This window comes from Virgibacillus indicus (assembly GCF_002266285.1).
GTDB classification, from domain to species: Bacteria; Bacillota; Bacilli; order Bacillales; family Amphibacillaceae; genus Virgibacillus_K; species Virgibacillus_K indicus.
On the sequence record NZ_NPMS01000017.1, the window covers coordinates 1 to 17,960 of the forward strand.

Sequence of the window (17,960 nt, forward strand, 5' to 3'; positions counted from 1 at the left end):
GAGATTTGCCGCCGACTTCCTTCAGATTCTGGGTCGCCCCAGACACCCTTGTCTTAAGCTAACCACTACTACTGCCTTCGTGGCTCGGGACTTCAACCCTAAAGAATGTGTGCATGCCTGGCACACATTAAAAACATCTCAGTTAATGAACTGAGATGTTTCTTATATTTATTTTCAACACTTCTTCAACTAACGCACCATTTCGCTTACTAACTGATTAACTTTATTTCCATCTTCCAATTGTTCTTGAATAAGGCTTTTCATATCTACTTCATTGGTAAATTCACTTAACTTTTTACCGTACCAATTTTGTAATTCTTCTTTAGTTATTTTATATTCACCATTTGCGAAAACAAAGGTAATCCGCTCTGCATTATCAATTAAAGCGAAGAGGAAAGTAGCATTGTAAATTGCCGTTTCTTTATATTCCTTTTCTATCATTGACGCATCAAATTCATTGTACGTTAACGTCATACCATATGGTTCCGTGTTTGTTTGAAGTGAGACTTTATTAAAATTCTCACTATGTTTTAACTGTCCAATTATATTAGTTACTGCACTATTATCACCTGTAAGAGTACCCTTGTATTGAAAGATATCTTCATTTGTTGTATTTTTCTCATTGTTATTCGAACTACAACCATTTATGATCAACAAAATTAACAATGAAAAGAAAATATATTTTGTAACTTTCTTCACTTATAGTCACCCTTTCTGCTGTCTTATTTTTTTAATATACAAACCCTATTTAAAGCATGCTGCCAGATAGTAAAATAGATCCATCTTTATATACCATAATATTCGAAAAACATTTCTTGAACAAAGACGATCATTTAGATGACTCCTTGTACCATTTAGTTTATGAAGCTATTTATTAATCTTTATCTAAATCATCATCTAAAAAAGATGTTTTATCTTCTTTAATATCATACTTTTCCTCAATATATCGACCAATTATTGAACTGTTGATACCTCTCTTGACTGCTGTTTCTATAACGATATACAGTATAAATAAACCAACTAAATATATAAAAATAGATAGACCGATACCCTCCATTAAAAATTCCCCCAATATTTTTTTCGAGTTTCTTCTACTATAAAAATTCATTCAAATATTGAACAATCCTGCGATTTAGCCAAAAATCTTCGCAATACAATATTAGCATAATATTCTATATTGATTTACCAAAAATAAAAGACAATCAAGTTAATGACCGTCTTGTTTCACTCTTGCACCCGTTAACGCAATAATAATTTAATATTATTACTTATTAACTACGAGTGTTTTGATACGTTCCTCTTCCTCTGTTTTATCCAAATATTCGAAGAAGCCCAGAAGATTTCCCCAAGGGTCTGTAAATGTACCCCACTTTACTGGAACTTCTCTTCTTGAATATATTTCAAATTCATCAATGTTGAGTTCTTTAACAAGTCTCTCCCTTTCACCTTTTATATCTCTTACACCTAATCGTATAGGACCACTTTCTTCAGATGGTGTACCTTCAGCAACTTGCAACCAACAACCAGAGATAATTTCCCATTCAGCAAAACCTTTGTGGGGTATAAAATCCGGTTGCCTATTTAATAAAGTTTGATACCATCTTTGTCCTTCTTTAATGTCTTTTACACGAATTTGAGTTGTCATTTCAAAAATCAAGTAAATTTCCCCCAATCTGCTTTTTATTTAATTCTATGATATTAGCTAAAACCAGCTTCTCCCATAAACCTATCTAATTCAGTATTTATAAACAAATAATAACATAATGTCTACCATTCTAATTGCAAATTTCAGAAATTAATAACAAAAGAAAAAGACCGTCCTTTAATGATCTCCTTATTGAACGCTTGCACCAGATAGTTTAATACCCTTAATTATGTAACTGCTTGTCAGTTGGCATAACTATCGCCGCAATAATATAAATCAACCATACTATCCCAGCAGTAAAAAAACCCAACAATACAGTAAGAATACGAAGTAAACTAACATCAATTTTGTACATTTCACTTAATCCACCTAAAACACCCGATAATTGTTTTTCTTGCGTGGATTTATATATAATTTTTTCATCTAATCATCCCCATTGATTGTCATATTTTATTTACAAAAAAGTATTTAATCGTTTTATCCCCTTATATAAGGTTGGCATCAAAAACATAACTTGTTAAACTGTTCTGAGTTTAGCATAACAAGCAATAGTAGTTGACGAAATGACAACTCCTTCTTTCGTTAAATCACCATTTTGTTTAAGAAGGATTCGCTCAATTTAAAATTCTTTATCTAAATACGATTTTTAAAGAAAAATTACTAAAGGGCGGTAAGTTTATTTAGCCTGTTTACCAGAGGTTCTTTCCACTCATCAGCCAATTCCTCAACAGCTAATAATCTTTTTATTCCTTCAATATCTTTTTGTTTATGAAAATAAATCTCATTTCCATAAAGAATCGATACTTTATTAGGGTGCGATTCCAACAATATAGTTTTAGAATCTTTTCGTACAATACCTTCTTCTAAAACACGACATAAATAACCAGTAAAACCTGTTTGTACCATCCTTTTTAGAAGAGATGGATGATTAGTTCTCTTTGTAATTGTACTACACGGGATTCTACCTTGAGTAACCTGTATAATAGATTCTCCAAGTTGAAAAATATCTCCAACACAAACATCTTTTTCCAACATATTCGTTACTGTTAAATTTTCACCGAAAGTTGGGGGTGGTAGAGGGTTACCAAGTTCTTTTTCCCACAGAAAATAATGTTCATACGGGTAAATACAAACAGCCCGATCTAGACCGCCGTGATTCTTTAAGTCTCCAACCCCATCACCCTGAAATCCGTTTTTTGTTAAAAAAGCCTCTTCAATTGTTTGTTTACTAATCCCTGTATTTATCTCCTTACCATTTCCATACATCATTTTTTTGGGTAATCCAATTGAAAAATTATTTAATTCTATTGCTTTACTACTTGACATTGCAATACGTACCCACTTTCTCTTATTATCTTTAAAAGACCACCTTGGCGATCTCGTTGTTGTATTAAACTGCAGGAAAGAAACAGTCTTTTATTAAACATTAACATAATATTCCTAACATTATTAGAAAAAGAAAAGACAATCAAATTCTGATTGCCCTATTTAACTCTTGCACCAGTTCAAGTACAATTATTCACAAACTCCAACATTAAACTACTTTTTTAAGTTCATTCTTAATCCCAGTTAAATCATAATCTCGGCTTCATGTAACTTTACAAAATCTATAATACCTTCCTCAAAGGCTTTATAACAGCTTAATGAAACCTTTTTGAATTAATTACGTAAAGAGAATTAACAATAACGGGAGGTTGATTTCATGTACGAATATAAATTTGAAAGAATTTCATTAACAAATCCATCAATGACAAATTCAAAGCCAGTTGAGGATTATCAGGATATTATTCATAAACATGCTGAGAAAGGATGGAAACTCGTACAAATATTTTCACCCAGTATCCGTAGTTCAGGAACAGCAGGATACTTTGAAATTATCTTTGAACGAGAAAAAAGAGCATAATTTACACTTAAAGCATGATTATTCAGAAAGTGCGCAGGTGTCAGTCCCCCACTATACTAAAGTATTAGCGTAGTGGGGGACTGACACTTTTTCACAAATTAACATTATTTCAAAGCCACAGCCGGGGGACTTGCTCTCCCCTACGAATCTGCAATCATATCCAGCCATTTAATATCTGCTTCCAAATGAAGCAATGCCCCCTCAATCAGCAGCTTCATTGTTTCATTTCCTGAACCCATCATTTGTTTCTTCAAATGTGTAAGATGCAGAACATCCTTTATCATCGTTTCCTTTTGATTTCTGATCATGCTTTGTCTGTTTTCATAGGATACCTGATTGGCACAGAGGAACTTAAAATAAAATTCATCCTTAAATAAAGATCTGCCAACAGGATCCTCCAGCCAGGTCCAGAGCTCCTCTTTCCCGGCAGTTGTAATTGTATAGAGCTTCCGGTCCTTCTTATCATGGCCAGGTGTTTCTACGAGAGAATCCCTTTCTAATCGGTCCAGTGTCGTATACACCTGTCCCGCATTTAATGGCCACATTCCCTGCACCATTTCCTCGAATCCAGTTTTTAATTCATAGCCGTGTCTTGATTTTTCATACAATAGGGCGAGTAGTGAATGTTTTACTGACATGCTGATCCCCACTTATTCATAATTTATCGCTTCTTTAATTGATATTTGTGATGCTGAATGACTTGGAATCCATGAAGCAAGAAGTGTAAACACAATTCCTCCTGCAACAGCTATGACTAAACTGGACCTCGGAATCGAAAAATCAAGAAATGCTGGTGCTTGATCAGATACAGAATTTAAATAGATTACCAATATCCCATACAGCGTCCCTGCTATGACACCAGTAATACCGATAAGCAAACCTTCTGCTATAATCATAATTCTCACTTGTGACTTTGTAAAACCAAGTGCTCTCATTGTCCCAAGTTCTTTCGTACGCTCCAGCGTATTCATGAATAACGTATTGCTGATTCCTATTGCTGAAATCGCAATTACTAATATTAGCAAACCTACCATCAAATCGTTCATACCGGATAGCCCACTTTTTGCTTGTTCAATATTTAATTCCATCAAATCTATAGTTTCAATAGATTCCCCGTAATTCACCCTAAGACCAGCTAACGCCATTGGGACGCTCTCCTCATCAGCCACATCAATGGCCACATGATAGTTCAATGGCCAGTTCAATGATTCCCTGACAATCGCATCCTCTGCAAATCCAGCATAGCCTGAATAATGAGCGGTTTGGACAACTCCCTTTATAAAAAAGTCCGTCTCACCGGCTGGCGTGTGGAATGTAAAAACATCACCAACTGCTGCACCCATTTCAGCTAATGCACGATCACCGATATAAATTGGAGGACTGTCACTTGTCTGATCTGTAACCTCTATTAATTCAAACATACTGCTATCCTCAAAAGATAAAATGGAGAATTCCCGAAGCTCACCGGATGGAGAATACCATGTAACATTCGGTACTTCTGCATAAGCATCTGCCGATTCTATACCTTCCATATTCCTGATAGCATCTATTTCACTATCCTCCCAGGCGGTTTCTTTCTCTGCAATAATATCCCCGCCAAAGGTCGCACGAATATCTTTTTCCATTCCCTCAGGCAAAGTTTCTAACGCCGCACTCATAAATAAAGCCAAACTGACTCCAATAGCCAGCATTGCAGCTGTATTCGCATTTCGTTTTTCAAACTGCTTTAGAGACCTGGCTGCTTGTTTGCCTAAGAAACCGAACAACACGCGTAGCATCGGCCCGGTGACTAGTTGAATTAACTTCATCCAGAGTGGGAACAACAGAACAAGTCCGATGAATAAAAATAAAAATGCCCACACATTATCAATTAATCCAACCGCTGTACAAGCAACACCCAGAATCACTCTTACCAAATTAAATTTATTTGCAAGCGTGATTTCCCTGCTATGGCCTGACATTGCTTCTAATATCGGTGTTTTTCCAGCCTTGTATAAAGGCATTGCCGCTGCAAGAAAAGGAAATACAATCCCAACTGCAGCTGAAATGATAACAGGCATCAAGATTTCAACTTGATACGTTATATTTTGGGTTACAATTGCTGAAATTAAAACATCCTGAACCACAATTCCAAGCCAAACCCCGATTCCTAAACCAAGCACTGTACCTATACTGGCTAAAAATAAGATTTCCTTGAAAATAAGCTGAATCACATTCCTCCCTGTATAGCCTAAGCTCTTCATGATTGCAATCTCATTATTGCGTTCTAATATACTTGTGTTGATCATATTGAATGCGATAAAAGCACTAATAAAGATAGACAGTATTGCTATTAAGTCAAATACAAAATACATCCCCTCAACATCATTATATGCTTTCGTATCAGCCACAATTGGCTGCACAAATAAGTCAGTGCCTGCCAGAGCATTTTGGTAATCAGTCAAGAGTGCCTGTTGGTCAAGTCCCTCTTCAGCCTGAAAGCGATACTCCGTAATTTGACGATTCATTCCCGACCATTCCTGGAGAATATCCAATGGAACGATTGCCTCAAAATCCCGAAATTGCGCTGCTTCCATTGTCTTGGGACTATTTAAGATTCCTCCTTCATTTACAATAGCCGTAATTTTCAAGGAACCCATATTCTGAAAAGATACCAGATCCCCAACTTCTTTTCCCCAGAGAGCTGCTGCATTTTCCGTTATGATTAATCCCTCTTCCGTCACATCTCCCTCTTTCACAGGCAGTTCGATCATGCCATTTTGAAAATCCGATAAACCTGTGAATTTCACTGTTGCCTGCTCTGGGGAGTCTGTTTCAATATCAGCAAGCCCTTGCTTTGTTAAGGTTGCTAGCCCTTCTTTCACCTGATCCTGATCAAGTAAACCCTCCAGTTCATTCGAAGAAAAAAACGCTTTCGTTCCCTGAATTCTAAAGTCCGCATTCCCAGCAGCTATGCGTTCCTGTTCATCCATAATATTGGCAAAGGTTGATTTAGCAATGAGCATACCGGTCATGACAGAAACACCCAAAACAATTGCAATCAGCGTAAATAAAAATCGCTTCTTATGCCGTGTGATATTACGCCATGAAACGCGAAAGGAACTTAGCATAATCCTCATCCTCCCTTGTCACTTCCGCTTCAATCACACCATCCTTAAATAACACAATCCGATCAGCATAGCCTGCTGCAAACATATCATGTGTCACCATGACAATCGTTTGTTTCCGTTCCTGGTGAAACGTTGCCAGTAAATCAAGAATATCACTGGAACGCTGTCTATCCAGGTTCCCAGTTGGCTCATCCGCCAATAAAATGGAAGGCTCGTGAATTAATGCTCTTGCAATTGCTACCCGCTGCTGCTGTCCCCCACTTAGTTCATTGGGAAATCGTTTCTCATAGCCTGCTAAATCAACAGCCTCCAGTAATTCCTCAACTTTTCCAGATGGTGCCTTTTTGCCATCTGCATGCAATGGAAATACGATATTTTCGTAGATTGTCAGCGTTGGCAATAATTGATAGTTCTGAAAGATTAGACCGATGTCTTTTCGACGGATTAATGTGCGCATCTTTTCTGATTTTGACGTAATATCCGTGCCATCTAATTGAATAGAGCCAGATGAAGGTGTATCCAGACCGCCGAGTAAATGGAGCAGGGTTGTTTTACCTGAACCACTCGGACCAATAATACATACAAATTCCCCTTCCTTTACCGAAAAATCCACTCCCTTTAAAACAGGTACAGTTTCTTTGCCTGTTTTATATTCCTTCTTTAATTCAGAAACATTTATCATCCTATTCACCTCTTTGTTTTGATGGAAAAATGGTATATGACCATGAATAAATAAAATCAACAATAAATACTAATCCCCAAACCATGGAAATCCCATATATCGTTTCATTCGAATATGGTGTTTCTTCTGGATTTTCCGTACCTATCCACGATAAATCTGTTAAATAAGGCAATGCTTCTTCCATGCTATCCAGGCTATATGTCCAAAAAATTGATTGGGCAATACTAAAAATCAGGAAATGGATAATGGAGCTCCAGCGATATTTCTTAGCAATATACTTCGGATCCTTTTGTTTCTTCATCACGTATTTATCTTTATCCGTCAGCAGTTCTGTACCTCGCCAATTGCCTATTTTAAAACGCATCCATCGATCAAGCTTCCTGAAATCACTGATCCCAAATGTACAGGCATAAATCACAAATACCGTAATGATGATTTGGAATGTAGAAATTTCCCCTGTCTCTCTATAAATGAAAATGGCCAAAGCGGCTTCCAGAAACAGCAGTAAAATAAATAAAAGTAAAAAGGCTAAGCTTAGCTTTTGTTTATTAAACACATAACGAACAACACCAAATAACAAAATTGAAGCCAATGATACTACTTCTGCTGAAATAAATAATTCCCACTGGTATTCCAAAATAAAATCCATACGTACTTCCACCTTTTTATATACTGAGTAACTACTTACCGAGTATATAGTTACTCAGTATATAAGTCAATACTAAATTTCTGTTATTCGCTCAGATTCAGTCAAAAAATAAAATGCCCCTAACAAGGGACATTCAGCTCTTTTCTAATTATTTCAATTACTATCATGTTATAATATTCCGTAAGTCAGGAGGTTCTTATATGATTCAAAAGAAAGTAACAGATCATCTCGGGCGTACAATTGAATTTTCATCCCCGCCAAAACGGATCACTTCATTAGCACCAGGGATTACCGATACCCTTTATTCACTAAATTTGGAAGAAGAAGTTGTTGGGAGAACCCGCTACTGCATTCATCCGAAAGAGGCTGTCCAGCAGGCAGAAACTGTTGGAGGAACGAAGAGAATTATGCTTGATAAAATCCAGGCATTAAAACCGGATCTTATATTTGCAGAAAAAGAAGAAAACACAAAAGAAATTGTTGAAACTTTAGAAAAGGAATTTCCAGTTTTTGTTGCAGAAGTCCAATCCGTTCCGGAAGCCTACCGTATGATTTCAGACGTTGGGGCAGTAACGGATCGCCAAGCTGAGGCAGAAAAACTAGCAGCGACTATCCAGAAAGGCTTCCAATCACTCCCGGTGAATCCAGGAAAAAGAATCGCTTACGTCATCTGGAAAAATCCATACATGGCAGCTGGCAATCATACGTACATTCACTCACTATTCGAAACAATGGGCTTTGTCAATGTCTTTTCCCACTACGAAGGAAGGTATCCTGTTGTTACCGAAGAAAATTTCAAGCAGGCAGAATTGGATTATGTTTTTCTGGCAACCGAACCGTTTCCATTTAAAGAAGAGCATATCAAAGAATTTTCTAACGCTTTGCCCAATGCCACTGTGATGAGTATTGATGGCGAAATGTTTTGGTATGGGCCAAGAATGGTGGAAGCAGCGAGGTATTTTAGAAAGGTTTTAGGTTAAAAAAGGCAGTATCTAGTTTATAGATCTGCTCTTGGGGACCTCTCCCCTGCTTCCGGAGGCACTCATAGCCCTCTTTAACCACTGTTTCGGGAGAGCCGTCCCCACACTTCCACATTCTAATAACCCTTTTCCCTCATTCTCTCTCGATCTCTTCTTTCAACTTCTTCCTCTGATAATCTATTGTCTTTCACAAAATAGGAAATAATTAATCCAGCAAGTGAAAGTGCAGCAACAACAATAAATGCCACATTCGCGCCGTAAATATCCGGATTGGCAATTTCCCTGTTTGCAGCAGATTCCTCGGATGTTGTCATGACTGTGACGAGGATCGCTGTTCCTACCGAAGCTGCAATTTGTCTCATTGTATTATCCATTGCTGTTCCGTGTGGAATTAACCGTTTTGGCAATTGATTCAGTCCAGCTGTAGCAATCGGCATCATCACCATGGATAAGCCAAACATTCTGATGCTATACATAATTGTCAAATAAGCTAACGATGTGGAGGTATCCAATCGTATAAAAGCAAAGGACGAAACGGTAATGATGGTTAACCCAACCATCACTAGTTTTCTCGCTCCAAATCGGTCAAATATCCTGCCCGTAATTGGAGACATAAATCCTGTGATCAATGCACCTGGCAGCAGTGCGAGTCCTGCTTCAAAGGCAGTAAATTCACGCATGTTCTGCATGTACAATGGAATCAGTGTTTCTACACCAATTAAACCCATAAACGTAATCATCCCAATAGCAACTGCCATTGGAAAAATGGAATAAGTAAATACCCTGAACTCCAGCATTGGATGCTTGAGTTTTAACTGTCTCAGGATAAACAACAATAACGTTACTGCTCCAATAGTCAGGGACAGGAGAGTAATACCAGCTAACCAACCGTTATTTCCAGCTGACGTAAACCCATAAAGCAGTCCGCCAAACCCAAACGAAGATAAAATAACCGATAGAATATCCAACTTTGGCTTCGTTAATTCTGTAACATTTTTCAATGCGAAAAAGGCGATAACTATATCAATAATGGCAATTGGCAGGATAATATAAAACAGTGTCCTCCAGGAATAATGCTCTGTCACCCAACCGGATAGAGCTGGTCCAATGGCCGGAGCAAACGAGATTACCAGACCAATTAAACCCATCGCTGCTCCCCGTTTATGAACTGGGAAAATCATTAAAAATACTGTCTGCATCAATGGCAGCATAACACCTGCACCAACCGACTGGATTACCCGCCCGACTAACAGAATCGGGAAATCAGGCGCAACCCCAGCAACAAGTGTACCAATAGAAAAAACACTCATCGCTGTTATAAACAGCTGCCTGGTTGAAAATCGTTCTAACAAGAATGCAGTGACAGGGATCATAATACCACTGACAAGCATAAATACCGTCGTCAGCCACTGACCGGTATTTGCTGTAATCCCCATCTCTTCCATAATCGGTGGGATTGCTGTAATCATTAATGTTTGATTCAATATCGCAATAAACGATCCTGCAAGCAGCAGCGTAACAATCGTTTTTCTGTTAAAATTTGTATTTTGCATAAGTTGACCTCTCTAGTAAGCTAACAATCTTATTATCGTATTTCCCTTTCAAGTTCCATTTATTCAGATTTACTTACTTTCTCAACCCCTCTAACAAGTTCCGCAGAACAACCATCGCTTCATCTATTACGTCCTTCTGATGAAGGGAATCAGCAATCCATAATACCGCTTCATTCATTGCTCCTGAAAGACAATGCGTCATGGCTTCTACAGAAACAGGCTTTATTAGATCCTTCTCCTGCATTAACTGTAATTGTTCCTTCAATGCATTCATAGAATATTTTTCGTCCATTTTTCTAAAGGTCTCCCATCCTAATACGGCTGGTCCATCAATCAAAAGGATACGTTGATTATGCGATTCTACTGCACTTTCCAAAAAAGCTTGACACCCGTTGATTAATTGCTGCCAGTCATTATCACTTATTGCTGCAGCTGCTTCTACATACTCCCCAACCTCTTTTTGAACCGCTTCAAATACAGCGAGAAAAAGTCCTTTTTTATTTTTAAAATGATGATATAAAGCTCCCCTCGTTAAACCGGCTTCTTTGACAACCCTTTCTAAGGCAATGTTTGCATATCCATACTCAGTAAAATGCTGACGTGCAATTTCTATTAAGCTTTGTATCGTTCGCTCTGTTTCTGCTTTGTTTTTCTTCATGCCTTCTGCACTCCTTACTCTACGTGATGCAATAGCTCTAATGCATGTTCATTCTTTAATTTTATCAGATTTCTTAATCCATTTTTAATGATTTTAGGATTTATTTCAGCATTATCTGACATATACTCCTGTACCCATTTGAGGACTGCTTCGGGATTTTCCTTTGTTAAATCGTTAATATGATTAGCTACAGATTTTTGAACGTAATGAGAACTGTCACAAGTTAATTTCCCTAGTAAATGTAAATTATTTTGTACATTTTCCTTTAATGGAGGAATCTTTTTAGCCCATGGCAGTCGTGGCCGGGTTCCTTCACTTACTAATCGTCTTACATGTGAATTAGGGTCTCTTATCCAATACTGAAAATAAGCAATACATCTATCAATATCCGCAATTAGATAGGGTCGGATAGCATATTCTGAAGTATGCCGTTTTGTAATTTCATATATTGCTTTTAAAGATAAATCAAAGTGATCCAGTCCATACTTTTCAACAAAGCAGGCGACTGGCATTAAAAAATAACCTTTGGTAAACATACCTTCTTCTGTTTTATTTTCTGGACCTAAAATTTTTAATAAGATGGCTATGGATTCTTCATAGTCAGCTGGAAGATGTTCTTTTAATTTGTCTGATATTACCTCAACGCGTGCTTTTAATTCTTTATTTTCTACTTCTAAAGCTACAGAATCTACAAAAGACTTCTTGGCGAAACTAGGATACTGCGACTGGGTTAAATCGGCCAGCCGAAGGGCCAATTCTCTGTCAAAGTAATATTTTAAAGGTATATACTTGCTCATTGTGACACCTGTTCTTCTGTTTCTAATTTATAATGTTCCAAAAAGGACTTATCAGGTGGAATAACCATAATGATATCAATCAATACCCCATTTGGATCGCTAGTAATAAAATGCCTCTGGCCAAATGCTTCATCACGTAAATCGAGATGTAAAGGCAGCTTCTTTTCTTTAATCAAATGCTGATACATTTCATCTACATTATCTACTTCAAAATTAAGAATCAATCCCTGGACAGACTTTCCAAAAGCAGAGGGCACTGTTTCATGAGCTGCCTGAAGGATTGCCAATTCATCACCAGTCGTTTCTTGCTTTAAACTCATGTACCAACCTGCTTCGAAAACAACAGAAAATCCAAAATACTGTTGATAAAAAGCACTTGTTTCTTTTACATTCTTTGTCATCAGTACCGGGTAAAAACTGTTAAGCCTCAATTTCTTCACTCCTTGTCATAAATTTTGGTTTATCATAACATACAAACTGTATGTATGTAAATGATTATCATTTCTTAAAATAGCTCAATATTGATTCTATCTTTTGCAAAACTACGTCGTTAATTAACATCTCATATCAAAAAATCCTATTCCAAAAATATAATTGGTATTCGGGAAGCAAAAGACGATCAATTAGATGATCGCCTTATTGAAATCTTGCACAACCCTTTAGCTTAATATGTTTAGATAAGCAAAAAAAGAGTTTTATCTGTTACAAAATAGATTGAATTAAATCCCAAATAGTCCCAAGTAATGAAGGGTTATCCTCGAAATTACCAAGCCGTTCACATTATCGTAAATCCTCATTCAGCTTATACCGAACAGCAACAAAGGAAAATAACATCATGAACGCCAGTGCTGCAATAACTACGTGAATAACAGTTTGCAGTTCATTAAAATCCATTACACTAACAATCGTGTTGATCAGCAAATAAGAAGACAGATTTAAATCCCAAACCAGGGACTCCAATAGACTTACCGCCACGCCAAAAACATTCAACACGAGAACAAGACCAATGATGATACTGGCAATCATATTTTTAAGCAGCATCGTGATACATAGAATAACGATTGCGAATGCCCAGTGAAGTAAAAACTGGCCAACCAATAATTTGAAAAAATATTGTAAATCACCAATTGCCGCATTCTCAAAGAATATTGCCCTGCCAATTAAATCTGAAACGAGCATGACTATAAACATAAGCAATGTGAATAATCCGAGTATGAGAATTTTTGATATCACGGAATATATGCGTGCATTTTTCATAGAAATATAATTTTTATAAAAACCAGCATTGTATTCACTCATATAGAAATAAACACTGAAAACCATAATATACATCATTACCCAGGACGGGGTTTGTGAAAGCATCGCTTGAATAAATTGACTTTCATTCATCGTACTGAGTAATATTCCTTCTTGATCAGGCTGTTCATATTGTTTAATCATAAAAATACCAAACACTTGAAAAGCCATAAAAATAACAAGAAGAATATACATCATATTATTCGTAAAAAAGCGGTTAAACTCCATTTTAAGAAGGTTAATCAAAGGATTCACCTTCCCTTCCTGTCCTCTGTAAAAAGTATTGCTCGAGACTCTGTTTATACTTTGTTATGGAATGAACAGCCATTTTATTTTCAACTAGTACATTGATAATTTGCTTATTTTCCACATGTGTATCATAGATGTGAATCATCTGATTGGTTAATACTTTATAGTTGTTAATGTTCAGATCATTTTCCAGTAACGGAATGATTATATTTGCTTCATCTACTTCTAGTTCAACCCGTTCCTCACATTGCAGTAGTAATTCTTCCGTGGATATAATTTCAAGAATTTCTCCTTCATGAATAATGGCGTACTTGGTCGCTACTTTCGATAACTCTTCTAGGATATGGCTAGAAATTAAGATCGTCATTCCAGCTATATTTAATTTCAGAATTAATTTTCTGATTTCGGAGATTCCTTGTGGATCCAAACCATTAATCGGTTCATCCAAAATCAAAACATCAGGACTGCCCAGCAGTGCAGCGGCAATTCCAAGTCTTTGCTTCATCCCCATGGAATAGTTCTTGACCTTGGATTTGTTTAATTTATCTAAGCCAACAAGTTCAAGAAGTTCAAAAATATGCTTTTTTCTATTCTTTAATCCATAGGAAATCGCAATTAATTCCAGATTTTTATAAGCTGAATAATTGGGGAAAAACCCCGGATTTTCAATCAGCAATCCCATCCGTTCAAAATACGTATGATTTCCTTTTACTGTATGATCAAATAAATGAATTTCACCTTTTGAAGGATGGATTAATCCACCAATCATTTTTAGCAGTGTAGACTTTCCTGCACCGTTTTTTCCAATCAAACCGAAGATTTCACCTTTGGAAATCTTGAAGTCTGCATTGTAAACTGCACGATTTGATTTAAACTGTTTGGTTAACTGGTTCACTTCAATAATTGCTTCTGACATACGGACCCCTCCTCTTGTATATAAGGTTAAAGAGAAAGAATAAAGACAGCGCCAAGAATATGTAAAAAAAGTTCAAAGAAAGTTCAATTACTAAGTTTGAAACCAATTCCCCAGACGGTCTCAATATAGGGGTCATCTGTATGTGCTTTAATTTTATGACGAATATTACTAATATGGACCGTAATCGTTTTATCTTCTCCTATATAGATATCATCCCATGCAAGCACATATAAATCTTGCTTTGTAAATACTCTGGTGGGATTTTTCAAGAGAAGTTCGATAATTTTATATTCCTGTCTCGTAAGGTTCAGTGCATGCCCCTTCACCATCACGCGCATCGTATTCGTCTCTAGAATTAAATCTTTATGCTTATAAGAAGAGACTGACTCACTTTTGGAATTTCTTTTAATATGTACATAGACTCTTGCAAGTAATTCTTCTAATTCAAATGGCTTTGTAAGATAATCATCTGCTCCTAAATCGAATAAATTTAATTTCTGATCGAGTTTCTCCTTTGCAGACAATACAATGACAGGTGTTGTGCAATTTAAAATATTTCTTAATCGTTCCATGAATTTTTCGCCTGATAAACCTGGAAGCATGAGATCTAGAATGATAAGTGCATACTTATTCCGCTCTGCATTCATCATTCCTTCGCTGCCAGAATAGGCTTGCGTACATTGAAAATTTTCTTTTCTTAACATGTCACAAACAATTTGATTGATATGTTCATCGTCCTCAATAATCAAAATTCTGGATTGCTGTATCTCATTCAACATCATAATTCCCCTTTTTTATTTTCGTAAAGGTCAGTGTTATACAAAAATGGTTATCTATTAAATCAGCCTGTACAGAGCCGTTCATTTTCTCCATCAATGATTTCACAATAGAAAGCCCAAGTCCTGTTGAATGCTTTGTCCGCGAAACATCTTCTTTATAAAATCGAGTAAATATCTTATCAAAATCTAATGACTGCTCATGCTTGATTAAATTCGTGAAATGAATGAAAACCTCGTCTTCTTTCTCTTCTTCACGTATATTCAAATCTCCTTTTCCGTGAACAATATAATTTTTTATTATGTTCTCAAATATTCTTTCCAGTGCATTTTCATTTCCTTTAATCTCTGATGCAGATTCTAAAAGTTTAAGAATTGGCTCACTTTCATTCTTTGTAAAATCATCAATAAAAGTAAAAAGACACTTTTTTAGCATATTTGTCATCTTTATAGGTTCCAGTTCTAGTGTAAAGCTAAGATTTTGCAGCTTTGTATATAAAAACAGTTCATCAACAAGCGTATTAATCTGTTTTATGCGAGTTTCTGCAAGTTCAATATATTTTGATTTCTCTTTTGTTTCTTCTGCACGTTTTGCTAATTGAAGATAGCCATCCAGTGAGGTGATTGGTGTTCGGATGTCGTGGGACAGACTGACAATTGTCGTGTTAATTTCTTCACTTTTATGAATAAATTCCTGGTTCAGTTCTCTTTGTTTACGGAGGATTGTGTTGCACCGATCAATCAAACTTGAAATTTCTCTTGGCTTGATTTGTGTTTGAATAAATTTGAAAGAATTATGTTTCGAAATAAAGGATAATTGATTCCCAATATCCTTTATCTGACTTTTATAATAAAGCAGGTAGATAGTTTGAAGAATGAGTAGCAAAATTAACAGGATGACGATGATTAGCATGTATTAGCTCCTCCTCAAAAAGAACAGTTTTTATAAATTGTAGATTGTTAGATTCAGTTTATCTAGATCTTATCATTATATTTATCTTACAGAATTTCCGAACGAGAAAGCCCACTTCTTTAGATGTGGGATCATAGTGAGGTCAGACAAGAGGAAGACTTTTAGCTACCTTAATTGGAAATCATATAAGGTTAGATAGCTCAATTCATGCTATCTGTAAAACGATATGTGTCGTCAAGAACAAGACGCTAAAACACATCGAACGAAACCATCTGTACACTATGGTAATAGTGGTGTAGCCATAGGTGCTATATGCACTGCCTATGGAGGGGTAATGGGATACCCCGACCTTGAGGACTGTTCAAAACAGAAATGGACTGCGAACGTTTAGTCACTCAAGAATCCCACTGACGTTAGTCAGCTTGCCCAATTTATGGGTGGGAGTCTCAAGATCTTATAGACATAGCGAGTCGCATCACTAATCGTACAGGAAGTGCAGGATTTGCCATTTGATTGACATCTCCCACAAAAAACAAATCCGATGCAGGATAATAAAACGCAAATGAACCCGTTGAGCCTGAATGACCCAATAATTCACCTTTTCCCATAAATAATGTCACAAGACCACCCAATGGAATTTTCATATATCCGGCACCGTAATGAATGGGGGACATGGCGGCCTGCAATTTGTTATTGACTCCCAGTTCATGAAAAATAGTTTTATTAAACAACCTTCCTCCAAAAAAAGCCTTGATAAATATCATTAATTCACGAGCCGTAGAAATACAACCGCCACTGGCGCGAATACTTCTAATCGTTTTCGGAATATAAAAGGAAGTGTCCTTATAATAAACATTGGGAACAAAATCATCTTCATCTATCGGAAGGTATGTATTTTTGAGTCCTAAAGGGTCGAAAATAAATTGCTTATAAACATCTTCTAATGTTGAATTAGTAACTATTTCAATTACTTTTCCAAGTATATCAAAGTTTACATTTGCATAATGGGCTCTTTTTCCCATATCCGGTTCAAAGTGTGGTTTCAATTGTTTCGTTTTCGTTATGGTTTCATCAAAACTCATTTGCCTATCCTTATAGATAGCACGTTTTTTTGCCTTATTACTGCCTTCCTCTATGGCATCAGTCAATCCACTTGTATGAAATAATAAATTTGAGAGTGTAAGATCCATGGAATACTCTCGCCCCTTGTATATATGAAGGCTACTCAATGTATCTTCTTCAAAATATTTCGCTATTTTGTCGTCTAGTGATAGTTTTTCTTGCTCTCTCAAAATAAGAATACAAGTGCTTGTAAACAGCTTTGTAATACTTGCTGTTAGGATGGGGGTATCTGTCTTCTTACCTCCGTACTCAAGATGATATGAAAAGTCTCCGCCAGAGTTTTCTATAAGTAGCACAGATTCATGTATTTGTTTGTTTTTCGTAAATTTTTCGAAGACTTTTTTGATTTTTTGTTTTTGATTCTCCATATATATCCCCCTATCTTTTTCATTACATTAAAATTTTGGCAGTTGGAATTATTCTATTATCCGGCCCTGTGTTCGACAATCCGGCCCGATTGTTGAACAAAAATTAAACTACAATCTTCAACTAATTGCCAGATAGCTCAACAGTCTTTTATTTAATATTAACATAATATTTCCAATATTATTAGAATAAAAAAGACAATCAAGTTTGGATTGTCTTTTTTTCTCTTGCACCCAATAGCTTAAGTGAAAAGCTTCAAAACACTTTTGCTTTATAAAATCTATTCCCTTAATGTGTAGGGCATATCAAAAAGACGCCTTCTTATTCTAGAAAAGCGCCCTATCG

At 36.4% G+C, this 17,960-nt stretch carries 20 protein-coding genes; 2 read left to right on the forward strand and 18 right to left on the reverse strand.

Going from position 1 to position 17,960, the window contains the following annotated elements; all coding sequences use genetic code 11:
- Positions 1–189: 189 nt before the first annotated feature.
- From CIL03_RS18890 to CIL03_RS18910, 5 genes are all read right to left on the reverse strand, one after another.
- Positions 190–699: a DUF4825 domain-containing protein gene (locus tag CIL03_RS18890; protein WP_094887426.1), complete on the reverse strand. Its 510-nt coding sequence runs from the start codon at positions 697–699 to the stop codon at positions 190–192.
- A 175-nt stretch (positions 700–874) separates the two neighbouring features.
- Positions 875–1,057: a hypothetical protein gene (locus CIL03_RS18895; protein WP_094887427.1), complete on the reverse strand. Its 183-nt coding sequence runs from the start codon at positions 1,055–1,057 to the stop codon at positions 875–877.
- Between the two features lie 207 nt (positions 1,058–1,264).
- A complete protein-coding gene (locus tag CIL03_RS18900) occupies positions 1,265–1,657 on the reverse strand; it encodes a VOC family protein (protein ID WP_094887428.1) in 393 nt (130 codons plus the stop codon).
- 211 nt (positions 1,658–1,868) lie between these two features.
- Entirely contained in the window at positions 1,869–2,060 is a 192-nt protein-coding gene (locus CIL03_RS18905; RefSeq protein WP_094887429.1) for a PspC domain-containing protein, read from the reverse strand.
- A 245-nt stretch (positions 2,061–2,305) separates the two neighbouring features.
- Positions 2,306–2,971, reverse strand: a complete 666-nt coding sequence (locus tag CIL03_RS18910; RefSeq protein ID WP_094887430.1) for an MOSC domain-containing protein — start codon at positions 2,969–2,971, stop codon at positions 2,306–2,308.
- Between the two features lie 376 nt (positions 2,972–3,347).
- On the opposite strand from CIL03_RS18910, the gene CIL03_RS18915 reads away from it, so the two are divergent.
- Complete coding sequence (locus CIL03_RS18915) at positions 3,348–3,548, forward strand: DUF4177 domain-containing protein (protein ID WP_094887431.1); 201 nt, start codon at positions 3,348–3,350, stop codon at positions 3,546–3,548.
- Between the two features lie 140 nt (positions 3,549–3,688).
- Here the strand turns inward: CIL03_RS18915 and CIL03_RS18920 are convergent, their stop codons facing one another.
- The 4 genes from CIL03_RS18920 to CIL03_RS18935 are packed head-to-tail and all read right to left on the reverse strand — an operon-like array spanning position 3,689 to position 7,989.
- Complete coding sequence (locus tag CIL03_RS18920; protein WP_094887432.1) at positions 3,689–4,186, reverse strand: PadR family transcriptional regulator; 498 nt, start codon at positions 4,184–4,186, stop codon at positions 3,689–3,691.
- 12 nt (positions 4,187–4,198) lie between these two features.
- The gene (locus tag CIL03_RS18925) at positions 4,199–6,658 is read right to left on the reverse strand and encodes an FtsX-like permease family protein (protein ID WP_165768008.1); all 2,460 of its coding nucleotides are present in this window, start codon (positions 6,656–6,658) and stop codon (positions 4,199–4,201) included.
- Positions 6,627–7,340 (reverse strand): ABC transporter ATP-binding protein, encoded by a 714-nt coding sequence (locus CIL03_RS18930; RefSeq protein WP_094887434.1) that lies wholly within the window; start codon positions 7,338–7,340, stop codon positions 6,627–6,629. Before CIL03_RS18930 ends, CIL03_RS18925 begins: the two co-directional genes overlap by 32 nt.
- Position 7,341: 1 nt before the next feature.
- Positions 7,342–7,989, reverse strand: a complete 648-nt coding sequence (locus tag CIL03_RS18935; RefSeq protein ID WP_094887435.1) for a hypothetical protein — start codon at positions 7,987–7,989, stop codon at positions 7,342–7,344.
- A 200-nt stretch (positions 7,990–8,189) separates the two neighbouring features.
- Here CIL03_RS18935 and CIL03_RS18940 point away from each other — a divergent pair, with 200 nt between their 5' ends.
- The gene (locus tag CIL03_RS18940) at positions 8,190–8,969 is read left to right on the forward strand and encodes an ABC transporter substrate-binding protein (protein ID WP_240508158.1); all 780 of its coding nucleotides are present in this window, start codon (positions 8,190–8,192) and stop codon (positions 8,967–8,969) included.
- 116 nt (positions 8,970–9,085) lie between these two features.
- On the opposite strand, the gene CIL03_RS18945 is transcribed toward CIL03_RS18940, so the two are convergent.
- From CIL03_RS18945 to CIL03_RS18985, 9 genes are all read right to left on the reverse strand, one after another.
- Positions 9,086–10,522, reverse strand: a complete 1,437-nt coding sequence (locus CIL03_RS18945; RefSeq protein WP_094887436.1) for a DHA2 family efflux MFS transporter permease subunit — start codon at positions 10,520–10,522, stop codon at positions 9,086–9,088.
- A gap of 73 nt (positions 10,523–10,595) precedes the next feature.
- A complete protein-coding gene (locus CIL03_RS18950) occupies positions 10,596–11,180 on the reverse strand; it encodes a TetR/AcrR family transcriptional regulator (RefSeq protein WP_094887437.1) in 585 nt (194 codons plus the stop codon).
- Positions 11,181–11,194: 14 nt separating this feature from the next.
- Positions 11,195–11,977: a DNA alkylation repair protein gene (locus CIL03_RS18955; RefSeq protein WP_094887438.1), complete on the reverse strand. Its 783-nt coding sequence runs from the start codon at positions 11,975–11,977 to the stop codon at positions 11,195–11,197.
- Positions 11,974–12,408 carry a VOC family protein gene (locus CIL03_RS18960; protein ID WP_094887439.1) on the reverse strand — a complete coding sequence of 145 codons (435 nt, stop codon included), beginning with the start codon at positions 12,406–12,408 and terminating at the stop codon, positions 11,974–11,976. The genes CIL03_RS18955 and CIL03_RS18960 overlap by 4 nt, the downstream gene beginning before the upstream one ends.
- A 349-nt stretch (positions 12,409–12,757) precedes the next feature.
- Positions 12,758–13,519 carry an ABC transporter permease gene (locus CIL03_RS18965; RefSeq protein WP_165768009.1) on the reverse strand — a complete coding sequence of 254 codons (762 nt, stop codon included), beginning with the start codon at positions 13,517–13,519 and terminating at the stop codon, positions 12,758–12,760.
- On the reverse strand, positions 13,512–14,438 hold the full coding sequence (locus tag CIL03_RS18970; protein ID WP_094887441.1) for an ABC transporter ATP-binding protein: 927 nt from the start codon (positions 14,436–14,438) through the stop codon (positions 13,512–13,514). Before CIL03_RS18970 ends, CIL03_RS18965 begins: the two co-directional genes overlap by 8 nt.
- Before the next feature lie 83 nt (positions 14,439–14,521).
- Positions 14,522–15,217: a response regulator transcription factor gene (locus CIL03_RS18975; protein ID WP_094887442.1), complete on the reverse strand. Its 696-nt coding sequence runs from the start codon at positions 15,215–15,217 to the stop codon at positions 14,522–14,524.
- A complete protein-coding gene (locus CIL03_RS18980; protein ID WP_094887443.1) occupies positions 15,207–16,127 on the reverse strand; it encodes a sensor histidine kinase in 921 nt (306 codons plus the stop codon). Before CIL03_RS18980 ends, CIL03_RS18975 begins: the two co-directional genes overlap by 11 nt.
- A 446-nt stretch (positions 16,128–16,573) precedes the next feature.
- The gene (locus tag CIL03_RS18985; protein WP_094887444.1) at positions 16,574–17,617 is read right to left on the reverse strand and encodes a serine hydrolase domain-containing protein; all 1,044 of its coding nucleotides are present in this window, start codon (positions 17,615–17,617) and stop codon (positions 16,574–16,576) included.
- Between the last annotated feature and the right edge of the window lie 343 nt (positions 17,618–17,960).